This is a genomic window from Serratia fonticola (assembly GCF_001006005.1).
Classification (GTDB): domain Bacteria; phylum Pseudomonadota; class Gammaproteobacteria; order Enterobacterales; family Enterobacteriaceae; genus Chania; species Chania fonticola.
This window is the reverse complement of the sequence record NZ_CP011254.1, coordinates 1,585,731-1,610,505: the sequence shown is the minus strand read 5'-3', so window position 1 is coordinate 1,610,505 and position 24,775 is coordinate 1,585,731. Positions and strand designations below refer to the sequence as shown.

Below are 24,775 nucleotides of genomic sequence, written 5' to 3'. Positions count from 1 at the left end.
ATCAATTCAGCTGGGTGTTTTTGTTATAATATCCAGCAATAAAAGCCGTAAAGCTGGTTTTGCGCCGTTGGAGAGATACCCGGTGAGTCGGCGAATACAGAATTCTTAAGAAATTGCATCTACAGTTCAGAGGTAGTCATGATCAAGAAAATCGGTGTACTGACAAGTGGCGGTGACGCCCCAGGTATGAACGCTGCCATTCGTGGCGTTGTGCGTGCCGCGCTCACAGAAGGTCTGGAAGTATTTGGTATTTACGATGGCTACCTTGGTTTGTACGAAGATCGCATGGAGCAATTAGACCGCTATAGCGTGTCTGACATGATCAATCGCGGCGGCACCTTCCTGGGTTCTGCGCGTTTTCCAGAGTTCAGGGATGACAGCGTGCGCGCCAAGGCGATTGAAAACCTGAAAAACCGCGGCATTGATGCGCTGGTGGTCATCGGCGGTGACGGCTCCTACATGGGGGCGAAGCGCCTGACTGAAGAGGGTTTCCCTTGCATCGGTTTGCCTGGCACCATCGATAACGACGTTGCAGGCACCGACTACACCATCGGTTACTTCACCGCGTTGGAAACCGTGGTGGAAGCGATTGACCGCCTGCGCGACACCTCTTCATCACACCAACGTATCTCTATCGTAGAAGTGATGGGGCGTTACTGTGGCGACCTGACCCTGGCGGCGGCCATTGCCGGTGGTTGTGAATTTATCGTCCTGCCGGAAATCGAATTCAGCCGTGACGATCTGGTTGACGAAATCAAAGCCGGTATCGCCAAAGGTAAAAAGCACGCCATCGTGGCGATCACCGAGCATATCTGTGATATCGACGAACTGGCACGCCATATCGAGCAGGAAACCAAGCGTGAAACCCGTGCTACCGTATTGGGCCACATCCAGCGTGGTGGTTCACCGGTTGCCTACGACCGTATTCTGGCTTCCCGCATGGGCGCGTACTCCATCGACCTGCTGCTGCAAGGTTACGGTGGCCGCTGCGTAGGGATCCAGAACGAGAAGATGGTGCACCACGACATCGTTGACGCGATCGAGAACATGAAGCGTCCGTTCAAAGGTGACTGGTTGGAAACGGCGAAAAAGCTGTACTAATCTGCCCCTGATGCTGCTAAGCGGGCGCGGTATATAAGGCGCTCCTACGGGCGAACATGCTCGCCTCTACAAGTTCAGCCGCATTGGCACTTGGTCATCAATCTGGAGCCTCCGTTTTGGAGGCTTTTTTTTGTCTGTTATCGCTATATTCCAGAATGGTCTAGTACCACATTTTTTATTCTTTAATTGTGAGGGAAGTTTCTGGCAGGCTTTGATGCTAAATCAACCGTTTGAGGTTGCGTCATTTTCTGGGGGAACGGCAATGCAAAAATGGGGTGTGGGTCTGACTTTACTGCTGTTGGCATCGGGTGCCATGGCGAAAGATATTCAACTGCTGAACGTCTCATACGATCCAACGCGTGAGTTCTACCAGGAATATAACACGGCGTTTGGTAAGTATTGGCAGCAGCAGACCGGCGATAAGGTTACCGTGCGTCAGTCACACGGCGGTTCCGGCAAGCAGGCGACCTCGGTGATTAACGGCATCGAAGCGGACGTGGTCACGCTGGCGTTGGCATACGACGTGGACGCCATTGCAGAACGTGGTCGTATTGATAAAGCGTGGATCAAGCGCCTGCCAGACAACTCAGCACCTTACACTTCGACCATCGTTTTCCTGGTGCGTAAGGGCAACCCAAAACAGATCCATGATTGGGCTGACCTGGTGAAGCCCGGCGTATCGGTTATTACACCGAACCCGAAAACCTCTGGCGGTGCCCGTTGGAATTATCTGGCTGCCTGGGGCTATGCTCTGCACCAGAACGGTGGTGATAAAGCCAAGGCTCAGGAGTTCGTCAAAGAACTGTACCGCAATGTGGAAGTGTTGGATTCAGGCGCACGTGGTGCAACCAATACCTTCGTTGAGCGCGGCATCGGTGATGTGCTGATCGCTTGGGAAAACGAAGCCTTGCTGGCAGAGAAAGAGCTGGGTAAAGACAAGTTTGAAATCATCACTCCGAGCGAATCCATTCTGGCCGAACCGACGGTATCGGTGGTGGATAAGGTCGTTGATAAGCGTGGCACCCGTGATGTGGCCACGGCTTACCTGAAGTATCTGTATTCACCGGAAGGCCAGACTATTGCGGCCAACAACTATTACCGCCCGCGTGATGCAGCCGTTGCTGCCAAATTCGCCGAGCAGTTCCCAAAACTGAAGCTGTTCACCGTGGATGATACCTTTGGTGGCTGGACTGAAGCGCAGAAGGTGCACTTTGCCACTGGCGGGATCTTTGACGAAATCAGCAAGCGCTGATCGCTAATTTTTGGCCATAAAAAACCCCGGCAAGCCGGGGTTTTGTTATTTCAGGCCGGATAAAATCAGGCTTTTTTCGCTTGGGCAGCGGCTTTGACGATCACGGCGAAAGCGTCAGCTTTCAGTGATGCGCCGCCAACCAGCGCGCCGTCGATGTCTGGCTGAGCAAACAGCTCTGCGGCGTTCTTATCGTTCACGGAACCGCCGTACTGGATGATCACTTCGGCAGCGACAGCAGCGTCTTGCTTGGCGATATGGTCACGGATAAATTTGTGCACTGCCTGAGCTTGCGCTGGGGTGGCGGATTTACCGGTACCGATAGCCCATACTGGCTCATAAGCGATGACGGTGCCTTTGAACGCTTCAGCGCCCTGGGTTTTCAGCACGGCGTCGATCTGGCGCGCACAAACTTCTTCGGTTTTACCCGCTTCGTTTTCTGCTTCGGTTTCACCGATGCACAGCACTGGGATCAGGCCAGCGGCTTTCAGCACGGCAAATTTCTCTGCGATCGCTGCGTCGGTTTCTTTGTGATAGGTACGGCGCTCTGAGTGGCCGATGATGATGTATTCAGCACCTACGTCTTTGAGCATGGTGGCAGAAACTTCACCGGTGAAGGCGCCAGACAGGTTGATGTCGACGTTCTGTGCGCCCAGAGCGATGCGGCTGCCACCCAGCTCGTGCTTGGCCAGATCCAGATACATGACTGGAGGTGCGATGGCAACGCCACAACCGTCAACGCTGCTCAGTTCTTTACGCAAGGCGGCGATCAGTTCGTTAACCATATGAACGCTGCCGTTAAGCTTCCAGTTACCCATTACTAATGGATGACGCATGTGTTTTCCTCCAAAAAGGGGACGCGAGAGTCTAAATGACAACTGCCGGACTGGCAGTTTACCTGCCCAACAGTATAGAGATGAATCAGTGCAAAGGCTTTGCTTTTTGTCATTAATTGCTGGGGTATCAGGGTTCAGATAGCGTTAGCTTAATCGGTTCAACGGCGAAGGTTACCCCCTTATCGCCGTTATCTGCCACCACATAGCGTATTGCCCCGACCTGTTGCTGGTAGAAGTAGGAGCCTTTGCCTTTTTCCAGCAGGTTGTTCACCTTGATAATGCTTTCTTCCACGGTGAGTGCCGGTTCAAACTGACGGCTCAGGGCCGCCATGTAGTTCACCGCGATGGCTTTGGCCGCTTTTTCTTCGCCATCCTGCAACAGCAAATGGGTAAGCTGCATGGTTTTAATCTTACCGGTGCCCTTTTCCAACGCGGTAGAGGCGTACAGGTTTTCGTTAATCTTACTGGCCGCGCGGGTCAGCAAAGGAGAGTCATCCTCTCTGGAGGGGACGACGCGAAACTCACCAATCGGCAGCGTTGGGTTGTCGCGGTTGTATTTTTCGCGAAATTGCACCACCGTCAGATCGAAGGTGGGTGCGCCAGCCAGCAAGTAGGGGGCGTTCGCCGGGGCTTCGGTAGGCGTATCCGGTGGATCGGCCCAGGCACTGCCGATGGGGGAGCACAGGCAGGCTATAACGATGATTTTTTTCAGCATGGTATACGGCATCGGTAACAAAGATGACTCCGATTAAAACGATAACCCGGGGGAATTGTCAAAAATTCCGCGTGATTGTCGTTTGCTGACGCAAGGCGGTGCGATGGTCTGCGTTTTTCCGGGGCTAGCTCAACCCGGTATGGCCTATGTTACACTGCGGCGCAGAATATGGGCAGGCCAAGAGTGCATGAATCGATGAGCTTACAGCAATGGTGTTTTTCCTTTAAGGGCCGCATCGGGCGGCGCGACTTCTGGATCTGGATGGCAGTCTGGGTGGTGCTGATGGCGGTGGCTTTCACGCTGGCCAACTACGATGTGGTGGCGATCCAGACCATCGCCTTTTGCATTGTGGCGCTGTTGTGGCCAACGGCGGCGGTGCTGGTCAAGCGCCTGCACGATCGTAATAAAAAGGGTTGGTGGGCGTTGCTTTTGATCCTGGCGTGGATATTGGCGGCAGGTAATTGGCAGATGTTGGCGCCGGTCTGGCAGTGGGGCGTGGGGCGTTTTATTCCAACGCTGATTGTGGTGATGATGGCGATCGATCTGGGCGCTTTTCTTGGCACTCCTGGGGATAACCGATTCGGGCCAGAGGCCGAACCGGTAAAATTCCGCTGAACTACCAGTAATGCTCGCTGGTGATATGGCCCGGCTTACGGCGCAGATGTTTGCGCATCTGGTACTTCTCTTTCAGCGTTTGCTGGGTATCTCGCACCATCTGCGGGTTGCCGCACAGCATCACATGGCTGGTTTCGGCATCCAGGGTCAAACCAACTGCCGCTTCCAGTAGGCCGTCTTCCAGCAGAGCAGGAACGCGCCCGGTCAATGAGCCAGCCACCTCTTCGCGGCTGACCACGGTTTGAATGCGTAGTTTGCCGTTAAAACGCTGTTGCAGCTGCTGCATCAGCGGCAGGTAGCTGAGATCGCGAGCAAATCGTGCAGCGTGCACCAGCACCAGGTTGTTGAAGCGCTCCAGATCTTTGCCTTCTTGCAGGATCGATAGATAAGGGCCGATGGCGGTACCGGTCGCCAACATCCACAAGGTGTCGCAGTCTGGCACTTCTTCGAGCACAAAGAATCCGGCGGCTTCTTTGGTGACCATCACCTCCGCTCCGGGCTGCAACTGATGGAGGCTTGGGCTGAGTTTTCCTTCCGGCACTGTGACCAGATAAAACTCCAGGTTGGGATCGCTGGGGGCATTAACGTAAGAATAGGCGCGCTGAACGCGCTCGCCGCCTATTTCTAGTGATAGCTTGGCAAACTGCCCGGCGGTGAAACTGTCGATCGGGGCATTGACGGTGATGCTGAACAAGCCATCGGTCCAATGTTGTACCCCTGTCACTTTGCCATTAACCCATTCAGCCATACTTTTAACGCTCCCGTGGTCGGATCAAATAAGCACAATGTCGTGAGCCGGAGATGGCATGCGCGGTACGTTCTATCCGGTAGCCTTTACCAAACAGGCGATGGAACAGCTGCAGTTCGGAGTTGCACAGGTTGCTGCAAGTATGGGCCGCCACGCCGATCGGACAGTGGTTTTCCACCAGCAACATGCCCTGCGGGCTTTCCAACAGTTCCGCCATATAGCCGTCACGCTGGCGTAGGTTTACCAGGCGGTTGAGCTTGCTGAGATGGTCTTCTTCCTCTGCCAGCTCATCAGCGTACCGGTGATAGAGTTTATCCTCGCGCGCCCGGATCAGCTTTTCTATGCCTTCGGCACCGAACAGCTCATGTGCAGACTCCAGCAGGATCGCCGAAAGCCGATCGTGTCCGTCGGCAAACTGGGCATGGCCCTGTTGGGTCAAAGACCAGTAACGCGTCGGGCGGCCTACTTTGGCGCGCGTTTCCTCGTAGCAAACCAGCTCACGTTGTTCAAGGGATTGCAGATGCTGGCGGATCCCCATCGGCGTGATTTCCAGCCGCTCTGCCAGCATTTTGGCAGAATGAGGACCCAAGGTTTTTAACTGCAATAAAATCAGCTCTGGTGTTTTCATAAAACCCAAATCCCTGTGGCGGTATCTTATTTCAAGTTGATGGAAATAATTATCGATTAAGTGTTAAAGCTAATCTGATGCAAGTTTATCATTTTTAACTCTTTCCCGTTATGACAACAGATACGTACAGTTTCATTTACGAGACTGGTAGCGATAGGTGCCAGTGTGACGGCGATCTATATTTGCCCGAAACTCGCTAAAAAAATCAGATTTGTTAGCTTATGCGACGCTGAGAAGCTGCTCTGTGGTTCCCCCTGGGATATTAGGCGGGGTTGAGTGTCGCAAGACTGAATAAGTTAATGAAGATAATGAGAAAAGTTGAGAACTTCCACCTGCTGGTGATGCTGATCCTGCTGGTTGCCGTCGGTCAGATGGCGCAAACCATTTATGTACCTATCATCGCCGATATTGCCCGCGATCTCTCGGTGCCCTCCGGCTCCGTGCAGCGCGTTATGGCGGCTTATCTGCTGACCTACGGCTTCTCGCAGTTGATCTACGGACCGCTTTCCGATCGCATTGGCCGCCGCCCGGTGATCCTGGCTGGCATGATGATTTTCCTACTTGGTGCCTTGGGCGCTTTGCTGGCCAACAGCCTATCGATGTTGGTAGCCGCCAGCGCGGTTCAGGGTATGGGCACCGGCGTGGCGGGCGTGATGGCCAGAACCATGCCGCGCGATCTGTATGCAGGCACTTCCCTACGTTATGCCAATAGCCTGCTGAATATGGGCATTCTGGTCAGCCCGCTGTTGGCTCCGGTGATTGGCGGGGGACTGGCGATGATGTTTGGTTGGCGGGCTTGTTATGGCTTCCTGCTGGTGTTGTGCGCCGGTGTAGCGTTTGCCATGTTCCGTTGGTTGCCGGAAACCCGGCCGCAGCAAACGGAAAAACGCCGTATGCTTTCCAGCTTCCGCCAACTGCTGGCGGACGGCACCTTCAGCTGCTATCTGGTGATGTTGATCGGCGCTCTGGCCGGGATCGCCGTCTTTGAAGCCAGCTGTGGCGTGTTGATGGGCGGAGTGTTGGGCCTGAGCGGTTTGACCGTCAGTATCCTGTTTATCTTGCCGATCCCGGCGGCGTTCTTTGGTGCCTGGTATGCCGGGCGTGACGGCAAATCCTTCCACAGCCTGATGTGGCATTCGGTGATCAGTTGCCTGTTGGCCGGGCTGATGATGTGGATCCCTGGTTGGTTCGGGGTGATGAATATCTGGACGCTGATCGTGCCTGCAGCGTTGTTCTTCTTTGGTGCCGGGATGCTATTCCCACTGGCGACGACCGGTGCGATGGAGCCGTTTCCTTATCTGGCCGGGGCGGCGGGTGCCCTGGTGGGCGGCATGCAGAATATGGGGTCTGGCCTGGCAACCTGGCTGTCAGCCATGCTGCCACAAACCGGGCAGTTCAGCCTTGGTTTGCTGATGTTTGCCATGGCGTTGTTGATTTTGCTGTGTTGGTGGCCGCTATCGAGCCGTATGCAGCATCAGGGACATACTGCCTGATAGAGACGGGGCGCGCTCTGCGCCCCTAGGCGTTAAAGCAGGAATTCGTGCAGCGCTGCGTCTTTGCGATCCAGATAGTGGGTCGAACGGATGCGGCGGATAGTGCGCGATTTGCCCCGGATTAACAGGGTTTCGGTGGTGGCCATATTGCCTTTGCGGGTGATGCCTTCCAGCAGATCGCCCTTGGTGATGCCGGTCGCGGCAAAGATCACGTTATCGTTGCGCGCCATTTCATCCAGCACCAACACCTTACCGGCTTCGATGCCCATTTCTTTACAGCGGGCCAGCTCCTGCTCGCCAATACGGCGATTATCTTCGTTATCCCCTTTGACCTGATGGCGAGCCAGCAGGCGGGCTTGCATATCACCATCCAGCGCACGGATCACCGCAGCGGAGATCACGCCTTCCGGTGCGCCACCGATGCCGTACATCACATCCACTTCGCTTTCCGGCATACAGGTCAGGATCGACGCGGCGACATCACCGTCGGGAATAGCGAAAACCTTCACCCCGAGCTGCTGCATTTCTGCGATCACCGCATCGTGGCGCGGTTTAGCCAACGTGATCACCGTTAGCTCCGTCAGTGGCTTGCCTAGGCAGGCAGCGATGTTGTTCAGGTTGGTGGCTAGCGGCAAGTTGAGGTCGATCACTCCACGCGCCTGCGGGCCGACGACCAGTTTTTCCATGTACATATCAGGAGCGTGCAAGAAGGTGCCACGATCGCCTACCGCCAGGACCGCCAGCGCATTGGATTGCCCCATTGCGGTCATGCGTGTGCCTTCGATGGGATCGACGGCAATATCCACCGCATCGCCCAGCCCGGTACCGACGTTTTCGCCGATATACAGCATCGGGGCTTCATCAATCTCACCTTCACCGATCACGATCCGGCCATCAATATCCACCCTGTTGAGCATAATGCGCATGGCATTGACGGCGGCACCGTCGGCGGCGTTTTTGTCGCCGCGTCCCAACCATTTATAACCCGCAAGTGCGGCGGCTTCGGTAACGCGGGAAAATTCGATGGCTAATTCACGTTTCATGGCAAACCTGTCAGTGAGAAAAGGGAAGAAAATATCGGCAAAGTTTACCACAGGGGGGAGCTGGCAGGGCGAGGCAAAAAAAACGCTGCCCGTAGGCAGCGCTGTTGCAGGGTAAAACGAATCAGTCGTGATCTTCCCAGGCTTGCGCACGAGCCACGGCCTTTTTCCAGCCGCTGTAACGGAAATTACGCTCGGTAGTTTCGATACCCGGACGGAATTCACGCTCAATGTTGGCTTTGCTCTTCACTTCATCCAGATCGCTCCAGTAGCCAATCGCCAGCCCGGCCAGATAGGCCGCGCCCAACGCCGTCACTTCACGCACCTCAGGACGCTCGACACGGGTGCCGAGGATATCGGACTGGAACTGCATCAGGAAGTTGTTGGCTACCGCACCACCGTCCACACGCAGCGATTGCAGACGGGTATTGGCATCGGCCTGCATAGCATCCAGTACGTCGCGGGTCTGGTAGGCGATAGACTCCAGCGTGGCGCGGATGATGTGGTTGCTGTTGACGCCGCGGGTCAGGCCGAAGATGGCGCCACGGGCATACGGGTCCCAGTAGGGGGCACCTAGGCCGGTAAAGGCGGGCACCACGTAGACGCCATTGCTGTCTTTGACCTTGGTGGCGAAGTATTCGGAGTCGGCGGCATCGCTGATCAGTTTCAGCTCGTCGCGCAGCCACTGGATAGAGGCACCGCCAATAAACACCGCACCTTCCAGCGCATAGTTCACTTCGCCGCGTGGGCCGCAGGCGATGGTGGTCAGCAAGCCGTGGCTGGAGCGTACTGCCTCTTTGCCGGTATTCATCAACAGGAAGCAGCCGGTGCCGTAGGTGTTTTTCGCCATACCCGGCTGGACGCAGAGTTGGCCATACAGCGCCGCCTGCTGGTCACCGGCGATCCCGGCGATAGGAATACGCGTCCCGCCTTTACCTCCGATGTTGGTCTGGCCATACACTTCGGAAGAAGGACGGACTGCTGGCAGCATGGCGCGCGGGATGTCCAGCGCTTCCAGCATCCGATCGTCCCAGTCCAGCTCATGGATGTTGAACATCATGGTACGTGAGGCGTTGGTGTAGTCGGTCACGTGAACCCGCCCTTGGGTCATCTTCCACACCAGCCAGGTGTCGACGGTACCAAACAGCAGTTCACCGCGCTTGGCACGTTCGCGCGCGCCTTCGACGTGGTCGAGGATCCATTTGACCTTGGTACCCGAGAAGTAAGGGTCAACCACCAGGCCGGTATTGTGGCGGATATACTCTTCCAGGCCATCACGCTTGAGTTTTTCACAGATGTCGGCGGTGCGACGGCACTGCCAGACGATCGCGTTATAAATCGGTTTACCGGTCTCTTTTTCCCAGACGATGGTGGTTTCACGCTGGTTGGTAATGCCGATCCCGGCGATTTGGTCAGAACTGATATCGGCCTTGGCCAGCACTTCGACCAAGGTGGAACTTTGTGAGGACCAGATTTCCATCGGGTCGTGCTCTACCCAGCCGGCCTTCGGGTAGATCTGCGTAAATTCACGCTGTGAAACCGCAACAATATTGGCATCGTGATCGAGCACTACGGCACGTGAACTGGTGGTTCCCTGGTCGAGGGCGACAATGTATTTTTTTTCGGTTGTCATAATTTTGAGTCCTACTGTGGTTAACCGTTTAAAGCCGTGCCAATCACGCTTTACGTTGTTCTGGTTTAGTGGCGGGTTGCTCTTCCTCGAAGCAAACGTCACAAGGCAGATGGCGACCGATCAGCGCGCGATAACCAAAGGCGCCCAAACCTGCACCGACGATAGGGCCGAAGATAGGCACCAAGAAGTAAGGGATGTCGCGAGCGCCGGTGAAGGCCACGTTGCCCCAGCCCGCCAGGTAGGCGAACAGTTTCGGGCCAAAGTCACGCGCCGGGTTCAGTGCAAAGCCGGTTAATGGTCCCATAGAGGCACCGATGACGGCAATCAGAATACCGATCAACAGCGGTGCCAGCGGGCCGCGTGGAATGCCGTTGCCGTCGTCTGTCAGCGCCAGGATCAGGCACATCAGGATGGCGGTGATCACGGTTTCTACCAGGAAGGCCTGGCCGACGGAGATATGCGCGTTGGGATACGTCGAGAAAATGCCGGCCAATTCGAGGCTTTCGTTGCTGCCACGTACCATCTGGTGGGCGGCTTCAAAATCGAAGAACAGACTGTAATACAGCCCGTAGACCAGTGCTGCCGCGCAAAAGGCACCCGCAATCTGCGCAACGATGTAAGGGAGTACTTTGCGTCCATCAAAGCAGGCGAACAGCCACAGCGCGAGCGTGACGGCCGGGTTCAGGTGAGCACCGGAAATGGCGGCGGTCAGATAGATGGCCATCGCCACCCCCAGGCCCCAAATGATGCTGATTTCCCACTGGCCGAAGCTGGCACCTGCCAGTTTCAGCGCTGCCACACAGCCTACGCCAAAGAAAATCAACAGACCGGTGCCGAGGAATTCAGCGATGCACTGGCCTTTTAAGGTCGGACTGATGGTTTGGCTCATAATATTATTGTCCTGCAGACGACGGTTATAGGTTATCTAGGCTTGGCGCGTTGGCGTTTTGGCCTTGAGCTACAGAGTTTTTCTTCACGTCCTCTTATCGGTTGAGGATGTGATGTAAATTTATCGTTAACGAGCATAAACGAGAAATAGCGAAATCAAAATGTGTGTACTTCGTCATAAAATTGAGCGAATTCGCGTTGTTTGGTGTTCTTTCTGCGCCATAAAACGGTGATCTGACCAGTTATTTTGTCTCTATTTGTTAACAACCCTGCCGTTTGGCAGCGGTGACTTTCAGCTTTGGCTGATAGCCAGGGTAGGAAAATTGCAACAGAGTGCGCGTTGGGTCGGTATGTTGCTAGACACTGGGGGGCTGGCTACTTACAATCGTTTTTATTGCGGGAAAGGTTTTATCGAAACAGGCGCTGGGCCTGTTGGTTACGCGAGCATATTCGCAGTCGCTGCAGCTAAGGTTGCGGCGCTACTTATGGATGTACGCCTTGCTATCATGAGGGGACTGAAGAATGTCATTTGAAGTATTTGAAAAACTGGAAGCAAAAGTTCAGCAGGCGATCGATACCATCACGCTGTTGCAGATGGAAATTGAAGAGCTGAAAGAGAAAAACAATTCCCTGTCTCAGGAAGTTCAGAGCGCTGCGGGTAACCACGAGTCACTGGTCCGTGAAAACCAGCAGCTGAAAGAAGAGCAGCACGTGTGGCAAGATCGCCTGCGCGCATTGCTGGGTAAAATGGAAGAAGTCTGATCCATTAGCACCAACGAAAAGGGCGCCTCAGGCGCCCTTTGTCATTTTCTGCGGTTACTCGATATCGAGCGGGTCTTCAGAAAGGATGATGCCGGTGTTGTCGGCATACAGATGATCGCCAGAGAAGAAGGTCACACCGCCAAAATTCACGCGGATATCACTTTCGCCTATCGCTTCGCTGGTGGCTCCTACCGGGATCGCTGCCATCGCCTGAATGCCGATGTCCAGTTCTTCCAGATCATCCACCTGGCGCACCGCACCGTAAACCACGATGCCTTCCCATTCGTTCTGAGTCGCCAGACGGGCCAGCTCCGCGTCGATCAGGGCACGACGTACCGAGCCGCCGCCGTCGATCACTAACACGCGGCCACGGCCGTTTTCTTCGAGCAGTTCAAACAGCAGGCCGTTATCCTCGAAGCATTTCACCGTAGTGATTTGCCCGCCAAATGAAGTACGCCCGCCAAAGTTGGAGAACAGAGGCTCAACTACGTTGACCTCTTCCTGATAGATATCGCAAAGTTCGGAAGTATCGTATTTCATAGGATTTTACGTCTGTTTGCCGCTGGAATAACCAGTATATCCCTTTATTCGCCCCGTTGGCAAAATCATCAGTGCCAGGATGCGTTCTGGTACGCAAGTCTCAACTAACTGAGCACCACGCCAATAGCAAACAGCACGTTGGCGAGCAAGGCGGCCTTGACCATATGTTCCAGCATCGGACGCATACCGACGGCAGTAGGGTCACGTAGGACACGCATACCGTGGCGATACAGAAACGGGATGGCCAGCACAAACAGCCAGCCCCACAGGCTGTGCAGGTTAAGTAGGGTGAACAGGGCAAAGCAGACCACGGCGGCGATCAGCAGCGTTGCGTGGTAATAGCGCGCATTCTGTGGGCCAAGGCGGACGGCCAGGGTATTTTTGCCGTTAGCACGGTCACTTTCGATATCGCGCAGATTATTGATGTTCAACACCGCCGCCGCGAGCAGGCCACAGGCGGTGGCTGGCAACATCACGACGCTATCGAAAGTGTGAGTCTGTAGATAGTAGGTGCCTGCCACGCTGAGCCAGCCGAAAAACACCAATACCGAAATATCGCCCAGCCCCAGATAACCGTAAGGTTTGGTGCCCACGGTATAGGTAATGGCCGCGATAATCGCTAGCCCGCCCAGCACCAGGAAGCCCACTACATCGCTAGGTTTTTCACAGGCGACGGCGATTAGCCAGCAACCGGAAATGGCGATCAGCACCACCGTCAGCATCAAGGCCCGTTTCATCTGGCTTTGGGTGATCATGCCCTTTTGCATGCCGCGCAACGGACCGATACGGTCTTCTTTATCGCTGCCTTTTACCGCATCACCGTAATCATTGGCCAGGTTGGAGAGGATCTGCAGCAGACCTGCGGTCAGCAGAGCCAACAGCGCCACGCCGGGCTTCAGGCTGCCCTGCCAGGCCGCGATCGCGGAACCGACAACGATGGAGGCAAAGGCCAATGGCAGGGTTCGTGGTCGTAAACTTTCCAGCCAGGCTCTGGCCGGGGTGGTGGTGGTTGATGAGCTCATATTTCGCTTCAGTAAGTCAAAAGACGGTGTCCGTTAAAAATAAATGTGGGAGGCAATGCCTCCCACAAAGATAACTGACAGGACAGTGATAGAGCGATTATAGGATAAAACGACTCAGATCTTCATCCGCTACCAGTTCATCCAGATGATTGCGCACGTATTCCGCGTCAATTGTAATGGATTGGCCGCCAATTTCACTCGCATCGTACGAAATATCTTCCATCAGACGCTCCAGTACGGTGTGCAAACGACGTGCGCCGATGTTTTCGGTGCTTTCGTTAACCTGCCAGGCGGCTTCAGCGATGCGGCGGATACCGTCAGCGGTGAAATCGATAGTGACGCCTTCGGTAGCCATCAACGCTTTGTACTGCTCGGTAAGCGATGCGCTTGGCTCGGTCAGGATACGTTCAAAATCTTCCGTGGTCAGCGCTTGCAGCTCAACGCGGATTGGCAGACGGCCTTGCAGTTCCGGGATCAGGTCGGAAGGGCTGGCCGTCTGGAACGCGCCAGAGGCGATAAACAGAATGTGATCGGTTTTTACCATGCCGTGCTTGGTTGATACCGTACAGCCTTCCACCAACGGCAGCAGGTCGCGTTGGACGCCCTCGCGGGACACGTCCGGGCCGGAGCTCTGGCCGCTGCGCTTACAGATTTTGTCGATCTCATCGATAAACACGATACCGTGCTGTTCAACGGCTTCCACCGCCTGCTCTTTCAGTTCTTCCGGGTTTACCAGCTTGGCCGCTTCTTCTTCGATCAGCAGCTTGAAGGCTTCCTTGATCTTCACTTTACGCGGTTTCTGCTTCTGCCCACCGAGGTTTTGGAACATCGATTGCAGCTGGTTGGTCATCTCTTCCATGCCCGGAGGAGCCATGATTTCCACGCCCATCGGGGCCGAAGCCAGATCGATTTCGATTTCTTTATCGTCCAGCTGACCTTCACGCAGTTTCTTACGGAATGCCTGGCGAGCGGCAGAAGGTTCATTCTGCTCTTCTGCCTGGCCCCAGTTGTTCTTGGCCGGTGGGATCAGCACGTCGAGAATGCGTTCTTCTGCCATCTCTTCCGCACGGGTGCGGTTTTTCTCGATCGATTGCAGACGCACCATTTTCACGGCGGCATCGGTCAGATCGCGGATGATAGAGTCCACTTCTTTACCTACATAGCCCACTTCGGTGAACTTGGTGGCTTCTACCTTGATGAAGGGAGCGTTGGCCAGTTTAGCCAGACGACGGGCGATCTCGGTTTTACCGACGCCCGTTGGGCCGATCATCAGAATATTTTTTGGGGTCACTTCGTGACGCAGCATCTCGTTGAGCTGCATCCGGCGCCAGCGGTTGCGCAGGGCAATGGCGACAGCACGTTTGGCTTTGTTTTGGCCGATGATGTAGCTGTCCAGTTCGCTGACGATCTCGCGCGGGGTCATTTCAGACATGGTATTCGATCCTTACGCTTTGGAAGGCAATTCTTCAATGGTGTGACAATGGTTGGTGTAAATACAGATGTCGCCGGCGATGGTCAGGGATTTCTCCACGATTTCGCGGGCGCTCATTTCGGTATTTTCCAACAGCGCGCGGGCGGCCGACTGGGCATAAGGGCCACCGGAGCCGATCGCAATCAAATCATTTTCTGGCTGAATTACGTCACCGTTACCGGTGATGATCAGCGAGGCATTCTCATCGGCTACCGCCAGCAGGGCTTCCAGCTTGCGTAGCATGCGGTCGGTACGCCAGTCTTTCGCCAGCTCAACGGCCGCTTTCACCAGATGGCCCTGGTGCATCTCCAGCTTGCGCTCGAACAGTTCGAACAGGGTAAAAGCGTCAGCCGTACCCCCGGCGAAACCGGCAATCACTTTGTCGTTATACAGGCGACGGACTTTTTTGACGTTGCCCTTCATTACCGTGTTGCCCAGTGTGGCCTGGCCATCGCCACCGATCACTACCTGGCCGTTGCGGCGTACGCTTACAATTGTTGTCACGAGCAGACCCTCGTTGCGGACGGAAAGAAGTCCCCGCAGCCTCTGCGTTGGCAGAGACTACGAGGCATATTGAGACTATAGATGGGGGGAGATTGACGCTTTTCAACCCCCGACGGAGAGGGGAATGCAACTTGACATGCCAATGCCCTTCAGGCGCGACAGGGTTTTGTCTGCGGCGGCGCGGCTGCTGTATGGGCCGAGCATCACTCGATTCCAGCCACCGCCTGCGGTGACCCGGCTTTCAACCCCTTCAAACGCCAGCTGTGCCCGTACCGACTCGGCCTGATCGGCTGCGCGGAACGAACCACATTGCACCATCCACTTCTGCTTCGACTCAGGTTTGGTTTCCGGCTTGGCCGTTTCCGTTTTTACTTCTTGTTTCACTTCAGGCTGACGGGTCTGCACTGGCGGAGTTACGGCCTGTGGTTTTGGTTGCTGTACCTGCGGCTTCGGCTGCTGTACCGGTTGCTGCTGCACGGGTGCTGCGCCGTTGTTGAACGGGTTGCGAGGCTGAGTGACCTGCTGTTGCTGCACCGGTGGTGCTATCTGCTGCTGTACCGGCGGCTGTACCTGTTGTTGCCGCCCACCGTTACGCAGCTGTGAAGGATCGTTGTAAGGCACTTCAGACAGCTGCGTCGGGCGCTGCTGCATATCGGCCTGCATCTGCTCCAGCAATTGGCGCTGTTCGTCGGTCAACTGAGTTTTGGAATTGACCTCTCCCCCGGCCGTTGGCTCGGTAGGTGTCTTGACTCCGATCTGGCGGTTCTCCAGCTCTTTGATGTAACGCCAACGCTCTTCCGGCTTCGGTGGCAGACCGTTGCCCGGGCGTGTGCCATGCGTAGGCAACATCGGTGTTTCATCCGGTTTGTTGTGGGTAATGAAATAAAGACCACCGATAAAGACAACCAGAATGGCGACGGCAAGCGCCACCACGGTTTTGGATACCTTTGGAGAACTGCGTTTTTTACGGCTGGGGGTCTTGCGCCGCGCTGCTCCTGAGCGCCCGCGGCCTACATAGTCTCTCTGTGCCACTATAATTCCGCTGTGTCGTGATGAGGTTAAAACCTATCCTCTAGCTATTTTATCGGCCATTTTGCATCAGCTTACTGCCCTGTAGGTGTAGGCAGGCTCCGGGGAGCGATTCTGGCAAAATGACCACAACAATAATCATTACGCCGGTTTGGCCGGCGCTGGGTCTGCCATGTTACTTAACCCGAAAATATTTGACTAGCGTTTAGGGGCCGCGGTGCTGCCTCTGATGATCAATTCACTGTCCAGTAGCCGGGAACCGCTGTTCACGGTTTGCCCATGCAACTGTTCCAGCAGCAGCAACATTGCCTGCTGGCCAATCTGGAAGCGGGGCTGTGCCACGGTGGTCAGCGGTGGATCGCAATACTGTGCCAGCTTGATATCGTCAAAGCCGACAATCGACAGATCCTGTGGTACCCGCAAGCCCAGCTTTTTCGCCTGGGACAATACGCCGATCGCCATGACGTCGCTGTGACAAAAGACCGCCGTTGGCGGTTTCGGCAGCGCCATCAGTGAGGCTAACGCCTGCGCACCGGCTTCGTAGGTGAAGTCACCCCGGGTAATATAGCTGCTTTCGACGGTAATGCCATTACGGCGTAGCGCCTGAATGTAGCCTTGCAACCGATAATGGCTCAGCGGCATCTGCTCTGGCCCGGCGATACAGGCGATCTGTTTATGGCCAAGCTGGTGCAGATAATGTACGGCTTCAAACGCGGCGGTCAGGTTGTCGATATGCACCGTTGGCAGTTCGAGCTCCGGTGCAAACTCGTTGGCCATCACCATCGGCGGCAGGTTGCGCTGCTCTTCCTTGCTGGCGTCGAAAGGCAGGTTGGAGCCGAGCAGCAGCATGCCATCGATTTGTTTGGTGATGATCAGGTTAACGAAGGTGCGTTCCTGCTGGTTCTGCTGTGCACAGTCGCCGATCAGGACCAGATAACCCTGCTGCGCTGCCGTTTGCTCGATCCCCTGGATCACGTCGGCAAAAAACGGATCGCAGATGTCCGGGACGATCACCAGGATAGTGCGGGATTCATTGCGTTTGATATTGCGTGTCAGGGCATGAGGGGAGTAACCCACGGCCAGCACGGCCTGTTCTACTTTCTGGCGCGTTGGCGTTGACACCTTTTCCGGATTCATCAGCGCACGCGACACGGTTGCCGTGGAAACGCCGGCCATTTCGGCAACGTCTTTCATGGTCGCCATGGGTAATTCTTGCTTGTGTTCCAACGCCTTTCTCCTTGCGTCAGCACCCGGCTAACGCGGTTACTTCAGTTTGCTCACAAATTCTGGCATGCAGTGGTGGTGGTGTTATTTTTAGCGTCATCCACATTCAAGCATTCCATTGCCTGGCTGAAAAAATGCCTTCACCGACATTCTAAACAGATTACGGGCCGCTTTTGTTACCTAATTTGCATGAAAAGTGTGACGCAGGAAGGTTTTTTCGTGTTCGCTCGCAAATTGTGGTGTAAACGTTTGCTTTTTACCGTGGAATTAAGAGTTTTCTTAATCAACTATCAATGGGATCAACGTCTAACGTCCATTTAACTTTACGCGCCTGAGGCAGGGTGCCAATCAATGGCAACGTGCTTTTTATCAGGTGCTGTAACAGTTTTCTGGACGGGTGTTGCAACAAGAGTTGCCAGCGGAAGCGACCCCCACGTTTGGGTTGCAGGGCGGGAACTGGGCCCATTACCCACAGCGAATCATCCTTCAGCGGGCTGGCTTCCAACAGATTGCGTAGCTGCTGTAAGAACAGCGGTGCCTGCTGGTTATCGTGATCTTCCGAACGCACGATGATGTGGCTGGTGTAGGGCGGCAGGAAGACGCTGTTACGCTCGGCCAGGGTTTGCTTGGCAAAGGCGTCGTAGCCCTGTTGCAGCAGGATTTGCAGTAACGGATGTTCCGGGTGATGAGTTTGCAGCAGCACTTCGCCCTGTTTACCTGCCCTGCCAGCACGGCCTGAAACCTGAGTATAGAGCTGGGCAAAACGCTCGGCAGAACGGAAATCGGCGGAGAATAGCGCGCCGTCCACGTCGAGCAATGCCACCAGGGTGACATCCGGGAAGTGGTGGCCTTTGGCCAGCATTTGCGTGCCGATCAGGATACGTGGGCCGCCACGGTGAATATCGGCCAGATGCTGTTCCAGTGACCCCTTGCGGCTGGTGGTATCGCGATCGATACGGGTAATGGCGGTTTCCGGGAACAGGGGAGCCAGTTCATTTTCCAACTGTTCGGTACCGACGCCGACGGAAACCAGGTTGGTGGTACCGCACTGCGGGCACTGATGTGGCACCGGGCGCTGGCTGTCGCAGTGGTGGCAGCGCAGCTGGCGTTGATGCTGGTGGAACGTGTAGTAATGGTCGCAGCGCTGGCATTCGGCGATCCAGCCACACTCATGGCACAGTAGCGCGGGTGCATAGCCTCGGCGGTTAAGGAACAGGATCACCTGATTGCCGTTCTTGAGGTGGTGCTGCATGCTTTTCAGCAGAGGCTGAGAGAGCCCGACCTTCAGCGGCAGGCCTTTCAAATCGATCAGATGTTGGTTGGCCGGTTTGGCGTTGCCTGCCCGCTGGGTCAGTTTGAGCTGACGGTATTTGCCTAACTGCACGTTGTGCAGCGTTTCCAGCGCTGGCGTCGCCGAGCCCATTACCAGCGGGATGTTTTCGGCGTGAGCGCGGAACACCGCCAGATCGCGAGCGTGATAGCGCCAGCCTTCCTGCTGTTTATAGGAGCTGTCGTGTTCTTCGTCGATGATGATCACCCCAAGGCGCGAGAAGGGGGTGAACAACGCCGAACGGGTGCCGATCACAATGGCGGCTTCACCGCTGCGCGCGCGCAGCCAAACGGCCAGCCGTTCGCTGTCGTTCAGGCCGGAGTGCAGGACTTCTACCGGTGCGTTGAAGCGTTCGCGAAAGCGAGCGATGGTCTGCGGGGTCAGGCCGATCTCCGGCACCAACACCAGCGCCTGCTTACCTTTCGCCAGAATATTTTCCAGTACGCTGAGGTAAACCTCGGTTTTGCCGGATCCGGTGACCCCGGCCAGCAGCCAGGCGGCAAACTGGTCGTCTTCACTGCGGATCGCGCCCACGGCGGTGGCCTGTTCGGTATTGAGCCGCAGCCGTTCACCGAGTACGGCAAAGCCCGGCCGCCAATCCTGCGTTGCTACCGTTTGCGAACGCAGGTCGATCAAGCCTTTTGTACGCAGCGCCTGGAGCGCGCTTTCCGTCAGTTCCAGTTCGCTCACCTGATGGCGATACACCGGGCGTTGTAGCAGCGCCGCCAGTGCCTGTTGCTGCTTTGGCGCACGCTTCAGGCTTTCCGGCGGGGTTGCGCGCCCCTGTTCGGTAGCAAACCATTGCCACAGCGGGGCGACCTCTGCGGGCTTACCCTGACGCAATAGAATGGGCAGCGCATGGAACAACACTTCACCGATCGGGTAATGGTAGTATTCGCTGGCCCACAGCAGGATGCGCCACAGGCTGGTGGTGAATAGCGAGTCGTTATCCAGCAGGCTATCGATGGGCTTGAGCCTTTCCAGCGGCAGTTCACTGCTCTCGCTGCTGCCGGTGATGATGCCTATCGCCCGTTGCTTTCCCCAAGGCACACTGACGCGCGCGCCGATGACCGGCTGCAGGCCTGCGGGCAGCAGATAATCGAAGGTGCGGGCAAGGGGAACCGGTAGAGCAACGTGTACAACAGGCATGTGGCTGTCCAGGTAGAAAAAAGTGTTGGCTAGTTTACACGGTAGGCTGGCAAATGTACGGATCCGATTGCGCGCTACATTTTATTCTGTATAATTTGCCGCCTTTGGTATAATCCCATATCAAAACCTATTATCAACCACGTGTGGTGTCTGGCGGAACAGGGCTGGATAGCGACACGGCCTTAACTGAGGTTCTCCCATGAAAAAAGGTATTCACCCTAAATACGACGAAGTTACTGCAAACTGCTCTTGCGGTAACGTGATCAAAATCCGCTCTACCGTGGGTCACGATCTGAACCTGGACGTTTGTGGCGAATGCCACCCGTTCTACACTGGCAAGCAGCGTGATGTTGCTACCGGTGGCCGCGTTGACCGCTTCAACAAGCGTTTCAGCGTACCAGGCGTTAAGAAATAAGTTTTCTTATCGTCAGATGAAAAAGGCGCCTTCGGGCGCCTTTTTTCGTTTTTGCCTTCGGTGCAGGCAGGATCAATATTCCCAGGTATCAGGGTCGACACCCAATTCTCGCATCAGTACTTTCGCGGCTTCCGGGATTTCATCGCTGCGTTCTTTGCGCAGGTCTTCATCGTTCGGCAGCGGCTGGCCGGTAAAGGCGTGCAGGAATGCTTCACACAGCAGTTCGCTGTTGGTGGCGTGGCGCAGGTTGTTTACCTGGCGACGAGTCCGTTCATCCGTCAGGATTTTCAGCACCTTCAGCGGAATGGATACCGTGATTTTTTTGACTTGCTCGCTCTTTTTACCGTGTTCAGCGTAAGGGCTGACATACTCGCCGTTCCACTCAGCCATGGGACACCTTAAAATTGTCTGAAAAATACAAAATTCTAAAAACCGGCCAATTATGCCCGATCTTCACTGTGCTCACTAAATAAATGTCTACTTTACGCGATAAGGGTCACTGAATCTGATGATTTAATAGGCTATGCCTATGCATTGTTGGGCTGACATCTTATCAATATTACAAACCGCCATAATTTTAGCGGGTATTGTCCCTTTGCTCAATCTATACGCAAAGAAGTTTAGATGTCCAGATGTATTGACGTCTATATCCACTGCGGTTAATCTTTAGGCCTCATTCCCCCACTTTCCGAGAGCCGAGCCACCCTATGACGCGTAAACCAGCCACGATTGCCGTACGTAGCGGTCTGAATGATGACGAACAGTACGGCTGTGTCGTCCCGCCGATCCATCTTTCCAGCACCTATAACTTCACCGATTTCAACCAGCCCCGAGCTCATGATTACTCACGCCGTGGTAACCCTACGCGTGATGTCGTGCAGCGTGCGCTGGCTGAGTTGGAAGGAGGTGCGGGTGCGGTGATGACCGGGAGCGGGATGTCGGCGATCCATCTGGTGACCACGGTATTTCTCAAACCGGGCGATCTGCTGGTGGCCCCTCATGATTGCTACGGTGGTAGCTACCGCCTGTTCGATAGCCTGAGCAAACGCGGGGCGTATCGGGTGCTGTTTGTCGATCAAGGGAATGAAGCCGCACTGCGCGATGCGTTGGCACAAAAGCCGAAGTTGGTGCTGATCGAAAGCCCAAGCAACCCGTTATTACGCGTGGTGGATATTGCCGCCATCTGTAAAGCGGCCCACGAAGCCGGTGCGCTGACCGTGGTGGACAACACCTTCCTCAGCCCGGCGCTGCAACAGCCGATCGAACTGGGTGCCGATCTGGTCGTCCACTCTTGTACCAAATACCTCAACGGCCACTCCGACGTGGTCGCGGGCGCGGTGATCGCTAAAGATAAAGATCTGGCGGTCGAGCTGGCCTGGTGGGCCAACAATATTGGCGTCACCGGCGCGGCATTCGATAGCTATTTGTTATTGCGGGGGATGCGTACCCTGTCGCCACGTATCAAGGCTGCACAACATAATGCCGAGGCGATTGTCGGCTATTTACAGCAGCAACCCTTGGTCAAAAAGCTGTATCATCCTTCCTTGCCAGAAAACCCTGGCCATGAGATTGCGTGCCGTCAGCAACGTGGGTTCGGTGCCATGCTCAGCTTTGAACTGGATGGGGATGAAGCGCTGCTGCGCCGTTTCCTGTCTGCTCTGGAGCTGTTTACGCTGGCGGAATCCCTGGGTGGCGTAGAAAGCCTGATCTCACATGCGGCAACCATGACTCACGCCGGTATGGCGCCAGAAGCGCGTGCCGCAGCGGGGATTTCCGAAAGCCTGCTGCGTGTTTCCGTGGGGATTGAAGACAGCGAAGATTTGATTGCCGATCTGGAACAAGCCTTCCAGGCGGCGGCTACGAGGTAAGTCATGAATGCAATTGCGGTAGCAGGGCCGGTTAGCGGGCGTCAACTGCACAAATTTGGCGGCAGCAGCCTGGCAGATGTGAAGTGTTATCTGCGGGTGGCCGGGATCATGGCCGAATACAGCCAGCCGGGTGACATGATGGTGGTGTCGGCGGCGGGTAGCACTACCAACCAACTGATCAGCTGGTTGAAGCTCAGCCAGAGCGATCGTCTTTCCGCGCATCAGGTGCAGCAAACGCTGCGCCGTTATCACAGTGAGCTGATCGGCGGGTTGTTGCCTGTAGAAACGGCGGAACCGCTGATTGCCGAATTTATTCACGATCTTGAACGCCTGGCCATCCTGCTGGACGGCAAGGTTGATGATGCGGTGTATGCCGAAGTGGTGGGGCACGGTGAGATCTGGTCAGCCCGCCTGATGGCTGCGGTGCTGAACAAGCAGGACATGCAGGCGGCATGGCTGGACGCGCGTGATTTCCTGCGTGCCGAACGCGCGGCGCAGCCGCAGGTCGATGAAGGCCGCTCCTATCCGTTATTGCAGCAACTGCTGGCACAACATCCGGGCAAACGTCTGGTAGTGACCGGCTTTATTTCGCGTAATGACAGCGGTGAAACCGTGCTGTTGGGGCGCAACGGCAGTGACTATTCCGCCACGCAGGTTGGCGCATTGGCCGGTGTGGAGCGAGTCACCATCTGGAGCGACGTGGCCGGGGTTTATAGCGCCGATCCGCGCAAAGTGAAAGATGCCTGCCTGCTGCCGCTGCTGCGTCTGGATGAAGCCAGCGAGCTGGCCCGCCTGGCGGCTCCGGTGCTGCATACTCGTACTTTGCAGCCAGTGTCTGGCAGCGATATCGATCTGCAACTGCGCTGTAGCTATCAGCCAGAACAGGGCTCAACCCGTATCGAGCGCGTACTGGCTTCCGGTACCGGTGCCAAAATTGTCACCAGCCACGATGATGTCTGCCTGATCGAACTCAGCGTTGCGCCGCAGCATGACTTCAAGCTGGCGCAGAAAGAGTTGGATCTGGTGCTCAAGCGCGCACAGATCAAACCGTTGGCCGTAGGGGTTCATCCTGACCGAAACCTGATCCAGCTGTGCTACACCTCTGAAGTGGTGGGCAGCGTGCTGCGCATTTTGCAGGAGGCCGGATTACCGGGTGAATTGCAACTGCGTGAAGGGTTGGCGCTGGTGGCCTTGGTGGGCGCGGGCGTGTGCAAGAACCCGTTGCACAGCCATCGTTTCTATCAGCAGTTGAAGGACCAGCCGGTGGAGTTCATCTGGCAGGCTGAAGATGGTATCAGCCTGGTGGCAGTGCTGCGTCAGGGGCCGACCGGTCTGCTGATCCAGGGCCTGCACCAAACGCTGTTCCGTGCGGAAAAGCGTATTGGCCTGGTGCTGTTTGGCAAAGGCAATATTGGTTCACGTTGGTTGGAGCTGTTTGCTCGCGAACAGAAGAATATCTCTGCGCGCAGCGGCTTTGAGTTTAGCCTGGCAGGGGTGGTGGATAGCCGTCGCAGCCTGCTCAATTACGAAGGGCTGGATGCCAGCCGTGCGCTGGCGTTCTTTGAAGATGAAGCCCAGGAGCTGGACGAAGAGTCGCTGTTCCTGTGGATGCGGGCGCACCCGTTCGACGATCTGGTGGTGCTAGACGTCACCGCCAGCGGGGAGTTGGCGGAGCAATATCTGGACTTTGCCAGCTATGGTTTCCATGTGATCAGCGCCAACAAGCTGGCGGGGGCCTCATGCAGCGCCAATTACCGCCAGATCCGCGATGCGTTTGCCAAAACGGGCCGCCACTGGCTGTATAACGCCACCGTGGGGGCCGGGTTACCGGTGAACCATACCGTGCGCGATCTGCGCGACAGCGGGGACAGTATCCTGGCGATCAGCGGTATCTTCTCCGGCACGCTTTCCTGGCTGTTCCTGCAGTTTGACGGCACGGTGCCGTTCACCGAGCTGGTGGATCAGGCTTGGCAGCAGGGGCTGACGGAACCGGATCCGCGTGTTGACCTGTCTGGACAAGACGTGATGCGTAAGCTGGTGATCCTGGCACGTGAGGCGGGTTATGACATTGAACCTAACCAGGTGCGTGTGGAGTCGCTGGTGCCTGCAGGCGCGGAGCAAGGCTCCATCGATCAGTTCTTCGAGAACGGCGATGCGCTGAATCAGCAAATGCTACAGCGTTTCGAAGCGGCCAACGAAATGGGCCTGGTACTGCGCCACGTGGCGCGTTTCGATGCCAATGGCAAAGCGCGCGTTGGCGTTGAGGCCGTGCGGCCAGAACATCCGCTGGCTTCGCTGCTGCCTTGTGACAACGTGTTTGCCATCGAGAGCCGCTGGTACCGCGACAACCCGCTGGTGATCCGTGGGCCAGGGGCCGGTCGCGACGTGACTGCTGGAGCCATCCAGTCCGACCTTAATCGCTTGGCACAACTGCTTTAAATCCTCGCTTTAACCTCGGGGGTGGCGCTGCGCTGCCCCCATTCAATCCTGCAACTTGAAATTCTCTCATCTTGCG

Annotated in this window: 23 protein-coding genes; 8 read left to right on the top strand and 15 right to left on the bottom strand. The window is 55.9% G+C overall.

Annotated features, from left to right (window positions below; all coding sequences use genetic code 11):
* Nucleotides 1-138 precede the first annotated feature (138 nt).
* Nucleotides 139-1,101: a 6-phosphofructokinase gene (gene pfkA, locus WN53_RS07110; protein ID WP_021181876.1), complete on the top strand. Its 963-nt coding sequence runs from the start codon at nt 139-141 to the stop codon at nt 1,099-1,101.
* 262 nt (nt 1,102-1,363) lie between these two features.
* Nucleotides 1,364-2,353 carry a sulfate ABC transporter substrate-binding protein gene (locus WN53_RS07105; protein ID WP_024482885.1) on the top strand — a complete coding sequence of 330 codons (990 nt, stop codon included), beginning with the start codon at nt 1,364-1,366 and terminating at the stop codon, nt 2,351-2,353.
* Nucleotides 2,354-2,418: 65 nt separating this feature from the next.
* On the opposite strand, the gene tpiA is transcribed toward WN53_RS07105, so the two are convergent.
* Both tpiA and WN53_RS07095 read right to left on the bottom strand, forming a co-directional pair.
* Nucleotides 2,419-3,186: a triose-phosphate isomerase gene (tpiA, locus tag WN53_RS07100; RefSeq protein WP_024482884.1), complete on the bottom strand. Its 768-nt coding sequence runs from the start codon at nt 3,184-3,186 to the stop codon at nt 2,419-2,421.
* 127 nt (nt 3,187-3,313) lie between these two features.
* Nucleotides 3,314-3,901, bottom strand: a complete 588-nt coding sequence (locus WN53_RS07095) for a DUF1454 family protein (protein WP_024482883.1) — start codon at nt 3,899-3,901, stop codon at nt 3,314-3,316.
* A gap of 195 nt (nt 3,902-4,096) precedes the next feature.
* Here WN53_RS07095 and WN53_RS07090 point away from each other — a divergent pair, with 195 nt between their 5' ends.
* Complete coding sequence (locus WN53_RS07090) at nt 4,097-4,516, top strand: DUF805 domain-containing protein (RefSeq protein WP_021181880.1); 420 nt, start codon at nt 4,097-4,099, stop codon at nt 4,514-4,516.
* A 1-nt stretch (nt 4,517) separates the two neighbouring features.
* On the opposite strand, the gene fpr is transcribed toward WN53_RS07090, so the two are convergent.
* Both fpr and WN53_RS07080 read right to left on the bottom strand, forming a co-directional pair.
* Entirely contained in the window at nt 4,518-5,264 is a 747-nt protein-coding gene (gene fpr / locus WN53_RS07085) for a ferredoxin--NADP(+) reductase (protein ID WP_024482882.1), read from the bottom strand.
* A gap of 4 nt (nt 5,265-5,268) precedes the next feature.
* The gene (locus WN53_RS07080; RefSeq protein ID WP_021807227.1) at nt 5,269-5,892 is read right to left on the bottom strand and encodes a helix-turn-helix transcriptional regulator; all 624 of its coding nucleotides are present in this window, start codon (nt 5,890-5,892) and stop codon (nt 5,269-5,271) included.
* A gap of 308 nt (nt 5,893-6,200) precedes the next feature.
* Here WN53_RS07080 and emrD point away from each other — a divergent pair, with 308 nt between their 5' ends.
* Nucleotides 6,201-7,385 carry a multidrug efflux MFS transporter EmrD gene (gene emrD, locus WN53_RS07075; protein ID WP_021807226.1) on the top strand — a complete coding sequence of 395 codons (1,185 nt, stop codon included), beginning with the start codon at nt 6,201-6,203 and terminating at the stop codon, nt 7,383-7,385.
* A gap of 32 nt (nt 7,386-7,417) precedes the next feature.
* Here emrD and glpX read toward each other — a convergent pair whose 3' ends face one another.
* The 3 genes from glpX to WN53_RS07060 form a co-directional block, all read right to left on the bottom strand.
* On the bottom strand, nt 7,418-8,428 hold the full coding sequence (gene glpX / locus WN53_RS07070) for a class II fructose-bisphosphatase (RefSeq protein WP_024482881.1): 1,011 nt from the start codon (nt 8,426-8,428) through the stop codon (nt 7,418-7,420).
* 121 nt (nt 8,429-8,549) lie between these two features.
* Nucleotides 8,550-10,058: a glycerol kinase GlpK gene (glpK, locus tag WN53_RS07065; protein ID WP_021181885.1), complete on the bottom strand. Its 1,509-nt coding sequence runs from the start codon at nt 10,056-10,058 to the stop codon at nt 8,550-8,552.
* A gap of 43 nt (nt 10,059-10,101) precedes the next feature.
* Nucleotides 10,102-10,947, bottom strand: coding sequence for an MIP/aquaporin family protein (locus WN53_RS07060; protein WP_024482879.1), 846 nt, complete (start codon nt 10,945-10,947; stop codon nt 10,102-10,104).
* 521 nt (nt 10,948-11,468) lie between these two features.
* Between WN53_RS07060 and zapB the strand changes: the two genes are divergently transcribed.
* A complete protein-coding gene (gene zapB, locus WN53_RS07050; RefSeq protein ID WP_021181887.1) occupies nt 11,469-11,708 on the top strand; it encodes a septal ring assembly protein ZapB in 240 nt (79 codons plus the stop codon).
* 54 nt (nt 11,709-11,762) lie between these two features.
* Here zapB and rraA read toward each other — a convergent pair whose 3' ends face one another.
* The 7 genes from rraA to priA form a co-directional block, all read right to left on the bottom strand.
* Nucleotides 11,763-12,248, bottom strand: a complete 486-nt coding sequence (gene rraA / locus WN53_RS07045; protein ID WP_021181888.1) for a ribonuclease E activity regulator RraA — start codon at nt 12,246-12,248, stop codon at nt 11,763-11,765.
* A 104-nt stretch (nt 12,249-12,352) separates the two neighbouring features.
* Nucleotides 12,353-13,270: a 1,4-dihydroxy-2-naphthoate polyprenyltransferase gene (locus WN53_RS07040; RefSeq protein WP_024482877.1), complete on the bottom strand. Its 918-nt coding sequence runs from the start codon at nt 13,268-13,270 to the stop codon at nt 12,353-12,355.
* Nucleotides 13,271-13,367: 97 nt separating this feature from the next.
* Nucleotides 13,368-14,702 carry an ATP-dependent protease ATPase subunit HslU gene (gene hslU, locus WN53_RS07035; protein WP_024482876.1) on the bottom strand — a complete coding sequence of 445 codons (1,335 nt, stop codon included), beginning with the start codon at nt 14,700-14,702 and terminating at the stop codon, nt 13,368-13,370.
* A 12-nt stretch (nt 14,703-14,714) separates the two neighbouring features.
* Nucleotides 14,715-15,245 carry an ATP-dependent protease subunit HslV gene (hslV, locus tag WN53_RS07030; RefSeq protein ID WP_024482875.1) on the bottom strand — a complete coding sequence of 177 codons (531 nt, stop codon included), beginning with the start codon at nt 15,243-15,245 and terminating at the stop codon, nt 14,715-14,717.
* A gap of 102 nt (nt 15,246-15,347) precedes the next feature.
* Nucleotides 15,348-16,277: a cell division protein FtsN gene (gene ftsN / locus WN53_RS07025; protein WP_024482874.1), complete on the bottom strand. Its 930-nt coding sequence runs from the start codon at nt 16,275-16,277 to the stop codon at nt 15,348-15,350.
* 195 nt (nt 16,278-16,472) lie between these two features.
* Nucleotides 16,473-17,501 carry a DNA-binding transcriptional regulator CytR gene (gene cytR, locus WN53_RS07020; protein ID WP_024482873.1) on the bottom strand — a complete coding sequence of 343 codons (1,029 nt, stop codon included), beginning with the start codon at nt 17,499-17,501 and terminating at the stop codon, nt 16,473-16,475.
* Between the two features lie 280 nt (nt 17,502-17,781).
* Nucleotides 17,782-19,977 (bottom strand): primosomal protein N', encoded by a 2,196-nt coding sequence (gene priA, locus WN53_RS07015; RefSeq protein WP_024482872.1) that lies wholly within the window; start codon nt 19,975-19,977, stop codon nt 17,782-17,784.
* 199 nt (nt 19,978-20,176) lie between these two features.
* On the opposite strand from priA, the gene rpmE reads away from it, so the two are divergent.
* On the top strand, nt 20,177-20,392 hold the full coding sequence (rpmE, locus tag WN53_RS07010) for a 50S ribosomal protein L31 (protein WP_024482871.1): 216 nt from the start codon (nt 20,177-20,179) through the stop codon (nt 20,390-20,392).
* A 72-nt stretch (nt 20,393-20,464) separates the two neighbouring features.
* On the opposite strand, the gene metJ is transcribed toward rpmE, so the two are convergent.
* Entirely contained in the window at nt 20,465-20,782 is a 318-nt protein-coding gene (gene metJ / locus WN53_RS07005) for a met regulon transcriptional regulator MetJ (protein WP_006317756.1), read from the bottom strand.
* A 317-nt stretch (nt 20,783-21,099) separates the two neighbouring features.
* Here metJ and metB point away from each other — a divergent pair, with 317 nt between their 5' ends.
* Together metB and WN53_RS06995 are read left to right on the top strand one after the other, a co-directional pair.
* Nucleotides 21,100-22,260, top strand: a complete 1,161-nt coding sequence (gene metB, locus WN53_RS07000; protein ID WP_021181896.1) for a cystathionine gamma-synthase — start codon at nt 21,100-21,102, stop codon at nt 22,258-22,260.
* 3 nt (nt 22,261-22,263) lie between these two features.
* Complete coding sequence (locus tag WN53_RS06995) at nt 22,264-24,699, top strand: bifunctional aspartate kinase/homoserine dehydrogenase II (RefSeq protein ID WP_024482870.1); 2,436 nt, start codon at nt 22,264-22,266, stop codon at nt 24,697-24,699.
* Nucleotides 24,700-24,775: the final 76 nt, after the last annotated feature.